Source organism: Bartonella sp. OC68QHHN, from assembly GCF_042193875.1.
GTDB classification, from domain to species: Bacteria; Pseudomonadota; Alphaproteobacteria; order Rhizobiales; family Rhizobiaceae; genus Bartonella; species Bartonella grahamii_A.
The window spans coordinates 16,938-32,575 of the sequence record NZ_JBHIME010000006.1 but is presented as its reverse complement, the minus strand read 5'-3'; the positions used below and the strand labels follow the sequence as shown (position 1 = coordinate 32,575).

The window sequence follows — 15,638 nt, the reverse complement described above, 5'->3', positions numbered from 1 at the left end:
CAGGGGAATCTAATAGACGAGAAATCAGATTGTTGCAGACCAGTGTTTACAAAGCGGTGCGGAGTGGTGAACCTTTCCTTTGTCCGCGTTGTGTAATGACGTAAAAGCGTGAAAACGTGAATCTGTAAAAATGAATCGAAAAACTTATGGATTTATATATTGTGCGTGTTTTCTGTCATGGTATAACGATAAATCCATTGAGCACTCCCTATCTTTACGCTTATGAAGAAGCAAGCCGCCATTATCATTATATTTGCTAGCTCGTGGGTGTTGCGACAGCTCTTGGCACTTGAGATGGTTCATAAGAGCCATTTTTATTCCTTTCTTAATCGTTTTTTATCCACACGGGCTTCTCTCGCTTTTGATGTGCAAGCGAATGATTTTAATTGATTCAAGATAAAGAGATTTGAAATGAGAGAATCTTATGATGTTTGGAACTCTCAATCAATATCAATAACGCTAAATTATCATTATAAATCAATATACTGTCATAGTGTGGAGTGGTAACAGGATTGTGGGGAAGAGTCTTCGTGAATGAAGGAGGAAAGCTGGGATGAAGTGTGCTGTTCGTGTGTTGGCTGGAGAGGAGAGTGTGGGAATGGCTGTGAACAGATTGCAGGGGTGATGTGTAAAGAGATGTGAAGAGAGAAAATCGTGGTTGGCTTTTATATTCTATGCGGAATTTAACAATTATATTTGCATCTATATTTGTATAGGGGATATCCGTGAAATGGGTGTGAGAAGCACTGAGAGATGTTTTTTTCTAATAAGTGGGTGAATGAGAAATACAATGGTCATCCTATTGAGAGGCAATCTTATTTTAACTTTTGTTGTTTTGGACATTGTGTTTTTTATGAGAGGTGTTTTGAGGGATGTGGCTCCTTTAAAGAAAAACACAAAAATATCAAAAGAAAAATATAAAAACTTGACAAGGTAAATGTAAAAAGGTATCATAATGATACAATCGGAATTGTGCGTTTAAATCAGACGAGATCTCTTGATGAAATTCTGTGAGAGTGGTGGAATGTCTTCCCAAGGTTTTGATGTTTGTTATCCTATGATGTCCCGTAAACCGATGCCGTGAAGCGTTTTTTTAGGGGCGGTGATATCAGGCAGGAAAAGCTTTAGACCGAGGGGGATATGAGCGAGAGATGTTGAGGGGTGTGCTTTTGTCTAATCAGAAATCAGCCACAAAACTGCTTTTTGTTTTTTCGCTTTGAGCTCTCTAAAGTTTTTTAAAAGGGCTTGTTCTTTTTCACTATAGGTGTCTTGATCGTAGGGTAAGGCATTTTCCTTTGTGGAAATATCTGCTGTTAAAAGGTCCGCATAAAAAAAGTTCATAGGAACCTTTAGTTTTTTAGCAATTTCGAGCAAACACCCTGCGCTTACACGATTTAAACCTTTTTCATATTTTTGGATTTGTTGAAAACTGACACCTAAATGGCTTCCTAATTCCTTTTGAGAAAGTCCCATTGAAATTCTTTTATGACGGATTTTTTTACCTATTGAAATGTCGTTGAAATGTGAATTTTTAGTTTGCACTTCAAGCTCCCCTCCGGTTGCGAGCGCCCTCGCATTGGTATTCCGGGAGTTTGAAAGCACTGAGCTCAGCCAGCCTTTTGCTTTTAGTGCTGACAAGCACTTGGACATAGCAAAAGCTCCCGGAATTCCGGGATACCCGCAAAGCGGGATAAATTTATGTACTGAGCGTTCGGGCTTTCAAATCCCTATTTGACCGTTGCGTGGACGATCAAAAACACAAGCTAATTCATAAAGTAGTTTCAGAAGATTGGCAAGAACAATTAAAAGATTTTCTAGTCTGTTATATTGTAAAATAGGGATGTTTGGGGGGTGGTAATCTGATGTTAGTAGGGGAATTTACTGGGTAAGAGGTTGGATTATATTTTAAAATCGGTGCGGGGTGGAAGCTTTATCCAGCAGAGAAAATTTGCTTTTTGAAGTCGAATTGTAGATCAGAGCTTATCTGGCGTGTTTGATGAAACATCATTCTTTGAAGTGTGGGATAGCCATATGAAATCATCAGCAAGGAAATCTGATAGACGAGAAATCAGATTGTTGCAGACCAGTGTTTATAGAGCGGTGCGGAGTGGTGGTTTGGGAGTTTCATTTGGCTGCGTTGTGTAAATGTGGAGAAGCGTAAAAACAGTGATCTGTAAAATGATGCGGAGGATTTGTGCTTTGTGCGTGTTTTTTATCTTTTAGGGTGTGTCCCATTTTTTTAAATTGCTGGTTGCTCTCGAAATTTTCTTGCTGATTTTCATGTCATGGGATTGGGTTTTCTTTATTGGAAGGAACATGATGATGGTAGATGAACATTGTCTTCCCTTACGTCGAAGAGGGCGGAAAAAAGGGGCTTTGAATAAAACAACAAAGCGATTTAATGAAGCTCTTCTGACAGCGGCGGAGCAGGCTGGCTATCACTATGGTGAAGATGGGTTGGTGTCTTATCTTCAGTATCATGCTCTGAATAATCCCGTACCGTTTTTTTCGCTTCTTGCAAAAGTGTTGCCTCTTCAGGGGACTGGAGAAGGGGAGATCAAAACAGTTTCGCGTATTGAGATTGTACCAGTGAATGCAAAAAATAGTGAACCGGAGAAGCATGATCCTTCGGCAACGGAGGCTTGAAGAGGGAGCTGTGATGTCTGGGCGTTTACTGGAGGGTAGAATATTTCGGTGGGAGATGTTTGGGCTTCCTACGTGGGGATGCCGCCTCTTATGGGTGAGGGGCGTGAAACTTGAGAGAAGTGTTATGCTTGCGGGATGCATGTGTTTTGGTGGGGGTATCTTGGGGGATAGACAAGTGTAAGGATTGGTGATGTTTGAGAGGCATGATCTTGGAGGATGTTGGGCTTTGGATATGCCTGAGAGCCATGTGCTGAGGCTATGATTTGGTTGGGGATACCGCGCTTTTGGTTGGGGGATGACAGGCGCGGTGTTTGAGGGGCGGTGTTGGGGTGGTGAATAGAGGGGGACCCCTTTTTTGGGGGATATAAGGTACCTTGGGGCGTATATCGTGTATATGCGGGGTCAAGGGGTCAAGGGGTCAAGGGGTCAAGGGGTCAAGGGGGGTCCTTATGCAAAAAAGTGAAATTCATTGAGTATTAGGATGAAGAGAAGATAAAGCGCTGCTTTTGAGAAGGGCGTTTTTCGTTCAATTGCTCTTTTCATTCAATTGCTTTGGGATCATTAAATTTGGGATAAGCAAAAGGGTGAAGCGCAATTATTGCTAAAGTATGAAAATTTATAATGAAAATTGTTCAGAAAATTTCTCAAAAAATGGAGCAGAAAACGGCTCAAGTGGCTCTTATTCCAAAGCTTATTCCTGTTTTTACTGGAAAAGCAGATGTGCGAGCTGCTTGGGGAGGACGGGGCTCTGGAAAAACACGTTCTTTTGCTTTGATGTCGGCTGTGGTGGGATATCGCCATGGAATGGCTGGAGAACGGGGTATTATTCTTTGTGCAAGGCAATTTCAAAATTCTCTCAATGACAGTTCTTTGGAAGAAATTAAACGCGCTATCGAATCTTATCCTTTTTTACAAGACTATTATGAAGTCGGCGATAAATATATTAAATCAAAAGATGGACGGATTGTCTATGTGTTTGCTGGGCTTGATCGCAATATCGCAAGTATTAAATCAATGGGGCGCGTTTTCCTTTGCTGGGTCGATGAAGCGGAGCCGGTTACCGAAACTGCTTGGCAAACACTTATTCCAACTTTGCGTGAAGAAGGAAAAGATTGGAATGCAGAATTATGGGTTACATGGAACCCGTGCCATGAAAATGCACCCGTGGAAAAACGTTTCCGAAATGTCGATAATCCCTATATCAAAGGCGCAGAAATTAATTGGCGTGATAATCCGCAATTTCCTGAAAAACTCAATCGTGATCGAATGGACGATTTGCAGCAAAGACCAGAGCAGTATAACCATATTTGGGAAGGCGAATATCTTCAAGCTGTCCAAGGGGCTTATTATCAGAAATGTCTTCTCGAAGCCGAAATGGAAGGGCGGATTACCACCGTTCCACGTGATCCTTTGATGCAGGTGAGAATCTTTTGGGATATCGGGGGAACAGGAGCAAAGGCCGATGCTACCGCATTGTGGGTTGCACAATTTATTGGACGGGAAATTCGAGTGCTCGATTATTATGAAGCCCAAGGACAGCCTCTCTCAGAGCATGTGGGCTGGGTCTTTCAAAGGGGATATGAAAAGGCTCTCATGGTTTTACCTCATGATGGCGCAACAAAAGATCGTGTCTATAATGTGAGTTTTGAAAGTGCACTTCAACAAGCCGGTTTTCAAACTAAAGTAATTCCTAATCAAGGAACAGGCGCTGTGAAAATGCGTATCGAAGCCGTAAGGCGATTGTTTCCTGCACTATGGTTTAATCGTGAAACGACATGTGCGGGCAGAAAAGCACTCGCTTGGTATCATGAAAGGCGCGACGAACAGCGCAATATCGGACTAGGGGCTGAACATGATTGGGCTAGCCATGGGGCCGATGCCTTTGGACTGATGTGTGTGGCTTATGAACAGCCGCATGCTAGAGCGCGAAAAAAACCTTATCGCTCGTTTCACCATTCTCAAACTTCATGGATGGCTTTTTAATGAATATTTCTACAGATTCTTCTTTTTCTTCTTTTGATCAAATCGAAACGCTTGAAAATCAAGCACTCTTTAAAAAACTCGTGGGTTGGTATCAGGATGATATTGTCCATGTCGAAAAATGGCGAAAAAATGCCCAAGAAGATTACGATTTTTATAATGGACGGCAATGGAATGAGCAAGACCTTGCTGTTTTGAACGAACAAAACAGACCGGTCATGACTTTTAACCGTATTGCGCCTTTAATTAATGCCGTGATTGGGGCTGAGCGCAATAATAAAAGACAAGTTCAATTTATTCCACGACAAGAAGGAGCAGCCTTTGCAAACCAGATTCTGACAGGGGCGGCTGAGTGGTTTCGTGATGAAGCCGATGGGGAATACGAAGATTCCGATGCCTTTCAAGATGCAATTATTTGCGGAATGGGGTGGACAGATACACGCCTTGATTATGAAGAAGATCCACAAGGAAAACCAATTATTGCACGCTTAGACCCGATGAAAATGGTGTGGGATGCAAGTGCTGTCAAGACCAATCTTATTGATGCACAACGTTTATGGTATATTGATGAAAAACCTCTTGCTGTAGCTCAGGAAATGTTTCCCAATGTTCATTGGAGCGATCTTAATGCTGATTGGGTTAAACATCAGAGTTTTTTACACTCAACCAGCAATGGGATGACACAAACCTATCAGGCTGAGAGGGGGGCTCAGGGAGAGTGGGAAGAGGGAGGGACCTATCAACGTCCTAAAATGGTTACATTGGTAGAATGTCGCTGGTTTGAACGCGAGGTGGTTTATAAAGTTCTCGAGCCTCAAAGTGGAAAGTTTATCGATTATTCAGAGCAGGATTTCCAAAATTTAAGTAAAACCTTTCCTCATGTTCAGGCAACAAGGTTGAACAGAAAAATTGTCAAACGGGCATTTTTGGGCAGAAAGCTGCTCGAAGCGCCTGATAAGCCCTTGGTTCCACCCAATCAATTGGGATGGGAATGTATTACCGGTACTTTTGATAAGTTAAGCCGGCACTTTTACGGACTTGTTAAGCCAACAAAAGATCCCCAACGGTGGGCAAACAAATATTTTAGTCAAGTGATGCATTTGCTCAATAGCCAATCAAAAGGCGGAATTATGGCAGAACGCGATGCTTTTGATGATGATCGACAAGCCCTCGAGAGTTGGGCTAGAGCCGATAGCATTACTTGGTTGAAAAGTGGGGCTGTGTCTGGCGGAAGAATCCAGCCTAAACCGGTGGCACAATTTCCACAAGGGTTTTTCCAATTGTTTAATGAAGCAAAGAGCGCACTCGAACAGGTGACGGGATTGTCTTCTGAATTTATTGGGACTCGAGCTGTCAATCAGCCCGGCATTCTTGAACAACAACGGCGACAATCGTCACTTAATCTTTTGGCTTCCTTTTTTGATGGGTTGCGTCGATATCGGCAACGACAGGGAAAAATTATTCTCTATCTTATTCAAAATTATCTGTCCGATGGGCGGTTGGTCCGTATTGCTGGTGATGAAAATGCCCAGTATGTTCCACTGACACGTGAAATGGTGACAAGTTTGGAATATGATATTGTTGTGGATGATGCGCCAACAAGTCTTAATGAAAAAGAGCGTACTTTTGCACTGATCATGCAATTGCTTCCTTTGATGCAAAATTTTGCAACACCTGAGATTATGCTTGATCTCTTACGCTATTCGCCTTTACCGGCTTCACTCATTCATAAAATTGCGATAAAGGCACAAAATTCTCTCCAAGAAGAGCAAAATGCTTCAGCGCAGATGGGGAATAATGTGGGAGCAGAGCAGATAATGCAGATGCTGCAGACAGGAAAGGCTCAAAGATAGGATGCTTTATGATGTGCTCTCTCAGATGAATTTCATCTATCAGAAGTTGCTTATCTAAACAATTTCCATAGTTACCCATGTTGCTTATGTCGTGCAATGTCGCCTCTCTTTATCTCAGAAGAGCTGCTTTATTGGACAGTGCGTGTTGGGGAAAATGTTCGATAGCATCTTCTCGTCATGGTGGGGATATGGGGGGAAGTTGTTTTGCCGTCATGGTGGGGGGAGCATGTGGGTGCATTGCTTGAGCCCAAGTGATGGGTAAGCATTAAGGGGATAATGCTCTCAGGCTGTTTTATCTGAAAAATTTAATTTTATTGTTTAAAAAAAGAGAAGGCTAACGTCATGGATCAAGAACATTTAACGCCGGCAGAACAAAAACAATTGAAACAGGATTTTCTGGTCTCAACACAAGAGGGAGAAGGTGGTGAAATTGGAAGAGAAGAAAAAACCCTTGAAGATAATTTCCAAGGGCAAATGCATCAAAAACAGGACTCTTCGCAAAAGGTAGGAAAAGAAGTTCAACGGGAAGAAGATGGTCCGCCAGATCCGCAAAAAGACTTTATGGGCTATATGCAATGGTTGGGAAAAACACTCCAAAAACAAGGACTTGTTAATGAAAAAAAACAATCTTCTCTTGGTTTGGAAGCAGAACAGTTGCATGCGTTCTATCAGCAGTCTGTTGCAAGTGTTAAACAAAAGTATCATGATTTTGATCAAGCAGCCGATTTTATTTATGAAACGCGGGCTAAACAGTTGGCAGCTTGCGCTTCGCTCTATCCTGAGATGGCAGATCCTAAAAATATTGATGCGTTGATTGGTGATGAGTTGAAACAGATCTTGCACGATTGTGCGCAAAAAAATCAAAATCCGGCTGAAGTGATTTATTCTATTGCACAAAAAATTGGCTACACAAATGTTCCCAATAACATGGGTGAAAATTTACAGGAAAGACAAAATTCTGCACGTACACTTGCTGCTTATAACGGCTTGACACCAAATGGTCCGATTTCTTTGGATATGCTTGATAAAATGTCAGAAGCGGAGTTTAGCGCTTGGGTTTCTGATCCTAAAAATAAAGCTGCTTTTAATCGTTTAATGGGGGGAAGAGAATTTTAAAAACAAGAATGCGGGGGTGTTTTTGGGGGGACCGTGGAGAGCTGCGGGCGCAGGGGGAAGAGGGGATTTCTCAAAGCACGGATGTGGTAAGGAGAGCTTTTATAAGGGGAGGCTGACGCTAACAGAAATGAGATAAAACACACGAACAACCTATTCACCATCTGAAATTAAATATGGTGTTTTAACAACCGGCGCTTTGCCGGGTTTTTTATGTCAATAAAATTTTTAGAGGATAAAATGACTGTAACTTATATCGGACTTAATGACCCAATGGCAGTGCGCACATGGTCTAAATTACTAAACCAAGAAGTCTCAAAAGCAATTCCGATTGCACCGTTGATTGGAAATGATTCAAACAGTATCGTACAATTAAAGGATGAAACCACGAAAGCAAGTGGGGATGCCATTAGCTTTAATTTGCGTGTGCAGTTGCTCGGCGATGGGGTGAGTGAAGGGCAGACATTGGAAGGCAATGAAGAAGCTTTACAGTTTCTCAATGATCGCTTGGCAATTAATGAACTCGTTCATGCCGTGCGTGTCAAAAATGAGGGAACGATTGATCAACAACGAATTCTCCATGATTTGCGCACCGAGGCAAAAAATGGTTTGGTTGATTGGTATGCAGATCGTCTGAGTATGATGTTCTTCATTCAAGTGTGCGGATATACCGCAAAAGCTATTAACTTTGAGGGACGTACGATTACTCTTAAACCTGTCCATTATGGTTTTAATGCACCAACTGCGCCAACCGATAAACGCATTGTGCGCCCTAATGGAAAAACAAAAGATGAAGACTTAAAATCAAACGATGTTTTTGATCTCAAGCTCATTGATAAAGCTGTTGAACGGGCTAAATTGGCAAATCCAAAAATTAGACCTGTGCGGATTGATGGGGAAAATGTCTATGTGCTTTATCTCCATCCGACCCAAGTGACGCAATTGCGAACCAATACAGATGCGGGGCAATGGCTCGACATTACCAAGGCAATCTATAATGGAAGTCGTATCAAAAATCCGCTCTATGATGGATCTTTAGGTATGTATAATGGTGTGGTTTTGCGCGAAGCTGAACATATTACCGAAGGAGTTGAATCTGGGACGGCAAATAAAGCTGTACCAAATGTGCGTCGTGCTGTTCTCCTTGGTGCGCAGAGTGCTGTGATTGCTTTTGGTAAAGATCGAGGGGCGACACGTTATAAATTGGTGGAAGAACTCTTCGACTATGAAAGAGAATTCGGGGTCGCGGCAAAAACCATTATTGGTATGAAAAAAACTTGCTTTACCTTGCCAGGAAGTACGCAAGGCGCTCAGGATTTTGGCACTATCGTCATCCCAACTTATGGAGCACCTGCTTAAAGCGCATGTTTTCTAACTTCCCCCAACAAGAGGGATCTGTTGGGGGAAAAATTTAAAATGCTTCCAGAAAAAGGACAGGCTTATGACCACTTTATCTACTGATCCCAAAAATCTAAACCTTACACATTCAGACCATTCTAAAACTTTTGCTTATATGGTCGCGCTTATTCAAGATGAAATTGACGATACAACAGCGGAATATTCCCTGCAAATTCAAGATTCAATTTTTACAGCTTTGCGTTTGTGTGAATGCGAACCCTTTTTCTTTAATGAAAAAAGAGAAAGGACGTTTAAAACACAAAGTGGTAAAACATGGTATGGACAAGAAGAGGGGGTTTTTATTGAATCAGAAAAGAGTTTGGAGGGCGTCTTTTTAGCAACAAAGAATGCAACACCAACAAAGTTGTTCTTTAAGCCCTTGGAAGTGTTGCATCAACAATATGGTATGCATCCTGCGCTAGGAACGTCATTCTTTTATACGTGCCTTGATCAAAAAATAGGACTCTTTCCAACACCAGAACATGTGGAAACTGTACAGCTTTCTTATGCTCCTGTCCATTTTGCCGATGAACAGCTGAAAGAGAGCGATAATCCTTGGTTGATTTATGCTTTTGATCTTATTAAAGCACGGGCAAAATATGAACTTTATAAAAATATTCTTAAAGATCCTGAATATGCTGCCGTTTCTTTCAGAGATTTTCAAGAACAGCTTCAAGCTTTGCGCATTGAAACATCGCGCCGAAAAGGTTCTTCAAAGATTCGCCCAATGAGTTTTTAAAAGGCTTTTTTCCAAATCGTTTATGGCTGGTTTGTCCCTTATGGTTGGATGAGCGTTGCGTATTGATGATGAAGGGCTGGTGGATGGCGTTGGGTCCGTCATTATTTATGGTATCGTTTTTTTCGACGCGTTAATCAACTTAAGGTTGTTTGTTTTGTTGAATTTTATGCCTTTAGAGTTTTAAGGGCTTTTGTGGTTTCAATTAATAAGCCTTGGTGTTTTGAATGGCACTAGGCTCTTCAAGGATTTTATGGGGGTCTTGATGGCTTTTTTCCCAATCGCTGATTATCGACCCGATGTGGCGGATATCAATGGAATTTTTACCGATGAACTTGTTAATGTGCTACCAGCTGATGGCTCCTATATCCCTATGCCAAGTTTTGAACCTTTATCAGAGCCTTGTCCTGAGCCCATTTTAGGCGCTCTTGCGGTTAAAACAAAAAATGGGGTTTCTATTATTGTTGGGACAAGAGAAAAAATCTTCTTGCTTGATAATACAACAATGAAGTGGAAAGATATTAGCCAAAAAGGAAAATCTTATCTCGCTAATATCGATGCTCCGTGGTCTTTTGCTTTATTTGGTGATTTTATCATTGCGGTGAATGCCAATGATAAACCACAAGTGATTGATATTAATCATGATAAAACATTTAGAAATTTAGGGGGAAATCCACCACAAGCAGGGATTGTTCGAATTTGGGGAGATTTCGTTTGTTTGATGAAATTAACCGAGCATCCAAGACGGGTTCATTGGTCTGGATTAAATGATGCTGAATTTTGGACCGTGGGGAAAAAAAGCTGTGATTATCAAGATTTTCCTGATGGCGGATTCGTCCAAGGGGCAACCGAGACAACAAATCCAATTATCTTTATGCGTTCTGCAATCTATGCCGGTTCTTTTATCCCTGGCTCTAAGATTATTTTTAGTTTCCAAAAAATCCACGATAAACGAGGCGCAAAAAATGCTGAATCGATTGTTTGTCGGGGTGATTTAGCATTCTTTGCCGATGAGGGCGGTTTTTATCAAATCACAAATGAGGGACAGATTATATCCATTGGGTTCGAAAAAGTCGATCGAACGATGACTGCAAAATCAAGGCAGAATAATCTGTATACTATGTCTGCGGCTATCGATGGGGTGTATAATCGTGTTTATTGGATGATTGATTCTGATGAGAACCTTCATAAACGTATCTTGCTCATTTATGATTGGGGATTGCAAAAATGGACAAAAGCTCTCGTGGATATCAAAATGATATTACCTATTTTCTTAGCAGGAACAACCCTAGAAGGTCTTGATTTTGTGACTAAGAATATCGATGATTTGTCCTTTTCTCTCGATAGTAAAGCTTGGAAAAATGAATCACCCATTCTGGGGGCATTTGATCAACAGGGGAGAATCGGTTCGTTTTCTGGGTGTCCTATGGCTTGTGTAATGACATCACAAGAAATGGGGCAGACAAATGGCATGATAACACGGGTGAAAAATATTATGCCTCAAGTCAATAGTGGAAAGTTTTATTTGTCTGTGGGAATGCGCTTTCGACAATCTCTTGAAGAGGAAACTGTTTGGTTGCCAGAAAAACAGCCCTCTTATAATACTGGACAAATTCATTGTCGCGCAAGGGCACGGTTTTACCGCTTTAAACTGCGCATTCCTGAAGGGGTGAATTGGACTCATGTTACCGGATTTGATGTGGAATTGACGCAGGCCGGAATGCGATAGGCGCAAGGCTCTATTATTAAAGAACAAATGTCCTATAGACCCCCCAAGCTTTTATAAACAAAGGAACAAGGTGGTGCGTTATGTTTCATGCTTGCCTGCGATAAAGGAAAAATAGGCTGCACAATGGTTTATTTTTATAAAGAAGAAAGTTTCCTATTTGTTGTGACAAAGGGATAATGGGCTTCTCTTCTTTTGTTGTATCCTTCTTTTTGAAAATTGTGCGGTAAGAATGGAACGTGTGAAATGCGTAGGGGAGTATTATTTAAGGGGAGATGAGTGATAAAGCTAAAAGAGCCAAAATTATGATGCAAGAGAGTCAAGATTTGTATTCTGCTCATTTGACAGAACAATGGCCCTGGGAAAAAATAGCTCCCTATCAAGAGGCACTCAATGCTGCATTGAAAAAATATGCTCAACGCTTTCCTGATGATGTTTGTCTGGAAAAAATTGCTGAAGAAATCGCTACAGGACAAGCACAATTGTGGCTGGTCTTAAAAAATAAAATCCAATTTAGTGCTTTTGCAATAACTAAAGTTGAAATAGCCCATACGGGGAAAAAATGCGTCGTTCTCTCAGATCTTGCTGGAGAGGGAGGGCTGAAATTGGTCAAATTGATTGATGAAGTCGAAAAATGGGCGCGAACAATTAATGCTGAAGAAATGCACATGTTTGGAAGAACTGGATGGGCGAAAAGGCTCGCTCATCACGGATATTCTCGTAATCTTATTCAATATAGAAAGGTTCTCAACCCATGAGTAGAAAAACCACACCTCAAGTTCAGACAACAACACAAACAAATGCTCCACCTGCTTGGGCGGCTGATATTCTTAAACAGACGAGTGCTGATGCACTTGGACTTTATAATAAAGGAATTGGCGGAAATGTTTATCAGGGAGATAGAGTCGCTGGTCTTAGCGATATGACAAAAAATGCTCTGACCGGTTTACAACAAGCGGCAGGGCTCTATAATAATCCAACGGTAACGCAATGGTTGAATGCACCAACCAACAGCGCTACAAATCTTTCCAGTATGGCTAAGGGAAGCTGGATTGGAAGCAATAGTAAATTTAATACTGCATTGCAAAATGCTCTGAATAAAACTTCCGATGCAATTAATCAATCGATGTCTGGGGCAGGACGTTATGGCTCTGGGGCTCATACCGGTGTGCTGGCCGATGAACTAGGCGCCTTGGCAACAAATGCTGCAGCACAGCAATATAATCAAGATATTAACAATATGATGAATGCAAACCAGATGATTGATCGCTCTCAGAATGATCAGGTTAATGCGGCAAATAGCTATTATCAAGGACAGAGCAACGTGCAAAGCAATGCTTTGAAAGGGGGCATGATTCAAGATGTAAATCGTCAAAATGTCTTAGATGCTGAACGCCAAAAATGGTCAGAAAAAGATAATCAAGATTGGAACCGATTGGAACGCTTGTTACAGATAGGAACACAGGCTGCTGGAAATTACGGAACAACTTCAGGAAAATCCACGACAATGCCTTCTGTGACAAAAGATCCATTGCGTGATGCGCAGCAAGTACTTGGATTGGTCGGAGGAATTTTAGGGCTTTGTGATGTGAGAGCAAAAGAAAATATTATCCCTGTGGGGCAGAAAAAGGGATATCCACTTTATACCTTTAATTATAAAGGAAATCCACAACGTTATCAGGGTGTTATGGCGCAAGACGTGTTGCGTGTGAAGCCTGAAGCTGTTTATGTCAATGCAAAAACAAAATTATTACATGTTGATTATGACAAAATAGGACTGAAAATGGAGAAAATACCGGCATCTAAAAATAAAATTGCGGCTTTCTTTTCTTCATTTTTTGCTCGTTTTCCCTTTTTGCAAAAAGAGTATCTTCTATGAGTTCGATTTATGATTGGTCAATTATCGCATCAGAAAATGCTTATGTCGATGAGAGTATAAACTGGGCAGAAGGGCAACCGCCGAGCTCAGTTAATGATAGTGCCCGCGCTATGATGCAACGTATCAAAGAATATTTGTTGGATAATGGGGGGGGGATTGAAACACAATTTACTGTCGATGTGGAAAACGAGAGGACATCACTTCGTTTGGCAACAAAGTCTTTTTTTGAGACTTATATGGATGGCATTGTTGTGCGCTTTAAAGCACAAGGCGTTAACAGAGGAATAACAAATGTTTCTTTAAATCATTTGCTTCCACGACCAACTTATATGGCAACTCCAGAGGGTATCGTGCCTTTAAAGGGCGGAGAAATTCAAAAGGGGGGGCTTTATGAAATCGTCTATACGCGTGATATTGCCGGAAAAAATGCTGATGGCTGGTTTTTAACCAATCCTACTATAAAACTTCCTGAAATCCCTCCCTTTCCTCCTTTGCCTGAAACTTTTTCTTCTGGATTTATTGGGACTTTTGCTACAGAAAAAATACCCTCTGGATGGCTGCTATGTGATGGTAAAGAATATTCGCGAAAGAATTATGCAAATCTCTTTGCTGTTTTGGGGGAAACATGGGGAAAAGGAGATGGGAGAACAACATTCAATGTTCCCGATTTGCGTGGAATGTTTTTACGGGGGCTCGATAGTGGAAAAGAAATTGATAAAGGACGTCTCTTGGGAAGTCGACAAGAAGAGTCTTTTAAATCTCATACCCATGAAGGAAAAACAGATTCGACAGGCAAACACCAGCATAGTATGCCAATAACTAAAAATGTAGTTTTTCTTACGAATCACGGTGAATATAAAAGAGATATGGCTCAAGTTATCAGTCAAAATGGGTTAACGAAGGCTGCGGGAGAGCATGAACATAAGATCTTGTTGCAAAAAACAGGGGGTGATGAAACACGTCCTGTCAATATGGCGGTGGTTTATGCTGTCAAAGCCTGAGAATGAAAGCTTTGAGAGATAAAAATGATTGCAAAATGTCTGTTATGAGAAAAAAGTCTTATAGAATATATTGTGCAGAAAGTTTTGAGGCATTTTAGAAAAAAACTGAACTCTCTTTATTATTTTATTTTTTGTGCTGCCTTTGTTGGATGTGTAAAGGTAAGTTTGCCTATTGTTTTTTAGAGGATCAAGACAGTGATTATTGAAGGTAGGGTAAACGAGAACAAAAAATCTTCCTTTATTCATAGAGTTTTCTTCTGAGGAATAAAGATTTTATCCAAAATGTCTCTCTCTTGTGGTATCGTGATACATTATTTCAAGCGCTAGATTTAAAGCACAGGTGAGCGATGACAAAAAGCCCATGGATAAAATTTTATCCTATTATGCCGTAAAACAGCGTCATTAAAACACTATTATTGAAGATGGTGATATAAAGAAAATAAGACATACAATACTTGATCCATTTAAGTATTGCAGAGACATATATTCAGGAGAGGGCTTGATTGGTTAAATCTTATGCCTGTGAATCATATAAGTGAGCAGCAGACGGAAACCCTTTAGAGTCGTTGGATTGTTTACAAACCGATGTGGGGTTAAAGTCTTTGTCCTTTGAGGTGGTGGGAAGAGGTCAACGGATATGTCTATTTAAAGCGAGAAAAGGCAAAATGGTGTGCTTTCTCTTTTGGGTAGAGAGTGTATGCAAAAAGCGTTCGTTCTTTCAAAATGGGTGCTCTGTTGGCTAGAGAAGATTGGCGATGCGTTGTAACACAGGGTGAGTCATTGAGCTCTCTTAGATGGCATTTTGTACTTACCAGGCAACTTCTTGAAACAGAATGAGAGTGATACGAGAAAATCTGTAAGACAATAGGTTATCGCGTTGTGTCGTAAAATACCATTGTTTGAGGTGCGGTTAAACCTTTATGCATGGGATGTTTTTCGTCTGTGAGTATTCTTAAAGCAGCGTTTTTTGTAGAATAACTCTAGAAAAGGATGCATTTAAAGGGGGAAGCTAAGTCAAATCCGTTAGATAAGCAGCCAGATTTTTACAGACTGTTGTTTATCGATTGGCATTGTTTGAAGACCGGTGGGGGTGGCTTTTTTCTTTGGTTTCAGGTGGTAAATCATCATTTTAGGTGGAAAACAGAATATAATCTAAAAAAATACCTTGTAAAAATTTTTGATGAGGAAATTTTTTTCAAAAGCTTTTCTCATGGTTGTCTGAGGTTGTCTGAGGAATGCAAGAGCCGTAACAGAACAAAGATATTCAAATGCTTAATACGCGTTTAGCTTATCAAAAAGGGGGATA

The 15,638-nt window shown here is 40.9% G+C and carries 12 protein-coding genes; 11 read left to right on the top strand and 1 reads right to left on the bottom strand.

Annotated elements, in window-relative coordinates; genetic code table 11:
• Window positions 1-1,173: 1,173 nt before the first annotated feature.
• Window positions 1,174-1,542: a helix-turn-helix domain-containing protein gene (locus ACFIJ0_RS00315; RefSeq protein WP_375622495.1), complete on the bottom strand. Its 369-nt coding sequence runs from the start codon at window positions 1,540-1,542 to the stop codon at window positions 1,174-1,176.
• 780 nt (window positions 1,543-2,322) lie between these two features.
• Between ACFIJ0_RS00315 and ACFIJ0_RS00310 the strand changes: the two genes are divergently transcribed.
• The 11 genes from ACFIJ0_RS00310 to ACFIJ0_RS00260 all read left to right on the top strand — a co-directional run bounded on the left by ACFIJ0_RS00310 (window position 2,323) and on the right by ACFIJ0_RS00260 (window position 14,332).
• Window positions 2,323-2,646 carry a hypothetical protein gene (locus ACFIJ0_RS00310; protein ID WP_375622542.1) on the top strand — a complete coding sequence of 108 codons (324 nt, stop codon included), beginning with the start codon at window positions 2,323-2,325 and terminating at the stop codon, window positions 2,644-2,646.
• Window positions 2,647-3,267: 621 nt separating this feature from the next.
• Window positions 3,268-4,629 (top strand): PBSX family phage terminase large subunit, encoded by a 1,362-nt coding sequence (locus tag ACFIJ0_RS00305; protein WP_375622497.1) that lies wholly within the window; start codon window positions 3,268-3,270, stop codon window positions 4,627-4,629.
• The gene (locus tag ACFIJ0_RS00300; RefSeq protein WP_375622499.1) at window positions 4,629-6,479 is read left to right on the top strand and encodes a portal protein; all 1,851 of its coding nucleotides are present in this window, start codon (window positions 4,629-4,631) and stop codon (window positions 6,477-6,479) included. The genes ACFIJ0_RS00305 and ACFIJ0_RS00300 overlap by 1 nt, the downstream gene beginning before the upstream one ends.
• An 86-nt stretch (window positions 6,480-6,565) precedes the next feature.
• Complete coding sequence (locus ACFIJ0_RS00295; protein WP_375622501.1) at window positions 6,566-6,724, top strand: hypothetical protein; 159 nt, start codon at window positions 6,566-6,568, stop codon at window positions 6,722-6,724.
• A 97-nt stretch (window positions 6,725-6,821) separates the two neighbouring features.
• On the top strand, window positions 6,822-7,595 hold the full coding sequence (locus ACFIJ0_RS00290; protein WP_375622503.1) for a hypothetical protein: 774 nt from the start codon (window positions 6,822-6,824) through the stop codon (window positions 7,593-7,595).
• 237 nt (window positions 7,596-7,832) lie between these two features.
• Window positions 7,833-8,951 carry a N4-gp56 family major capsid protein gene (locus tag ACFIJ0_RS00285; RefSeq protein ID WP_375622505.1) on the top strand — a complete coding sequence of 373 codons (1,119 nt, stop codon included), beginning with the start codon at window positions 7,833-7,835 and terminating at the stop codon, window positions 8,949-8,951.
• Window positions 8,952-9,033: 82 nt separating this feature from the next.
• Window positions 9,034-9,729, top strand: a complete 696-nt coding sequence (locus ACFIJ0_RS00280; protein ID WP_375643938.1) for a hypothetical protein — start codon at window positions 9,034-9,036, stop codon at window positions 9,727-9,729.
• 262 nt (window positions 9,730-9,991) lie between these two features.
• Window positions 9,992-11,455: a hypothetical protein gene (locus ACFIJ0_RS00275; protein WP_375622509.1), complete on the top strand. Its 1,464-nt coding sequence runs from the start codon at window positions 9,992-9,994 to the stop codon at window positions 11,453-11,455.
• Between the two features lie 302 nt (window positions 11,456-11,757).
• The gene (locus ACFIJ0_RS00270; RefSeq protein WP_375622511.1) at window positions 11,758-12,210 is read left to right on the top strand and encodes a hypothetical protein; all 453 of its coding nucleotides are present in this window, start codon (window positions 11,758-11,760) and stop codon (window positions 12,208-12,210) included.
• Window positions 12,207-13,331, top strand: coding sequence for a tail fiber domain-containing protein (locus tag ACFIJ0_RS00265; protein ID WP_375643936.1), 1,125 nt, complete (start codon window positions 12,207-12,209; stop codon window positions 13,329-13,331). Before ACFIJ0_RS00270 ends, ACFIJ0_RS00265 begins: the two co-directional genes overlap by 4 nt.
• Window positions 13,328-14,332, top strand: coding sequence for a phage tail protein (locus ACFIJ0_RS00260; RefSeq protein WP_375622515.1), 1,005 nt, complete (start codon window positions 13,328-13,330; stop codon window positions 14,330-14,332). The genes ACFIJ0_RS00265 and ACFIJ0_RS00260 overlap by 4 nt, the downstream gene beginning before the upstream one ends.
• The last annotated feature ends 1,306 nt before the right edge of the window (window positions 14,333-15,638 follow it).

What these genes read in the sequence shown, in the direction of transcription:
- ACFIJ0_RS00310 (WP_375622542.1), top strand. Translation starts at nt 2,323, where the DNA reads ATGGTAGATGAACATTGTCTTCCCTTACGTCGAAGAGGGCGGAAAAAA.
- ACFIJ0_RS00305 (WP_375622497.1), top strand. Translation starts at nt 3,268, where the DNA reads ATGAAAATTGTTCAGAAAATTTCTCAAAAAATGGAGCAGAAAACGGCT.
- ACFIJ0_RS00300 (WP_375622499.1), top strand. Translation starts at nt 4,629, where the DNA reads ATGAATATTTCTACAGATTCTTCTTTTTCTTCTTTTGATCAAATCGAA.
- ACFIJ0_RS00295 (WP_375622501.1), top strand. Translation starts at nt 6,566, where the DNA reads ATGTCGTGCAATGTCGCCTCTCTTTATCTCAGAAGAGCTGCTTTATTG.
- ACFIJ0_RS00290 (WP_375622503.1), top strand. Translation starts at nt 6,822, where the DNA reads ATGGATCAAGAACATTTAACGCCGGCAGAACAAAAACAATTGAAACAG.
- ACFIJ0_RS00285 (WP_375622505.1), top strand. Translation starts at nt 7,833, where the DNA reads ATGACTGTAACTTATATCGGACTTAATGACCCAATGGCAGTGCGCACA.
- ACFIJ0_RS00280 (WP_375643938.1), top strand. Translation starts at nt 9,034, where the DNA reads ATGACCACTTTATCTACTGATCCCAAAAATCTAAACCTTACACATTCA.
- ACFIJ0_RS00275 (WP_375622509.1), top strand. Translation starts at nt 9,992, where the DNA reads ATGGCTTTTTTCCCAATCGCTGATTATCGACCCGATGTGGCGGATATC.
- ACFIJ0_RS00270 (WP_375622511.1), top strand. Translation starts at nt 11,758, where the DNA reads ATGATGCAAGAGAGTCAAGATTTGTATTCTGCTCATTTGACAGAACAA.
- ACFIJ0_RS00265 (WP_375643936.1), top strand. Translation starts at nt 12,207, where the DNA reads ATGAGTAGAAAAACCACACCTCAAGTTCAGACAACAACACAAACAAAT.
- ACFIJ0_RS00260 (WP_375622515.1), top strand. Translation starts at nt 13,328, where the DNA reads ATGAGTTCGATTTATGATTGGTCAATTATCGCATCAGAAAATGCTTAT.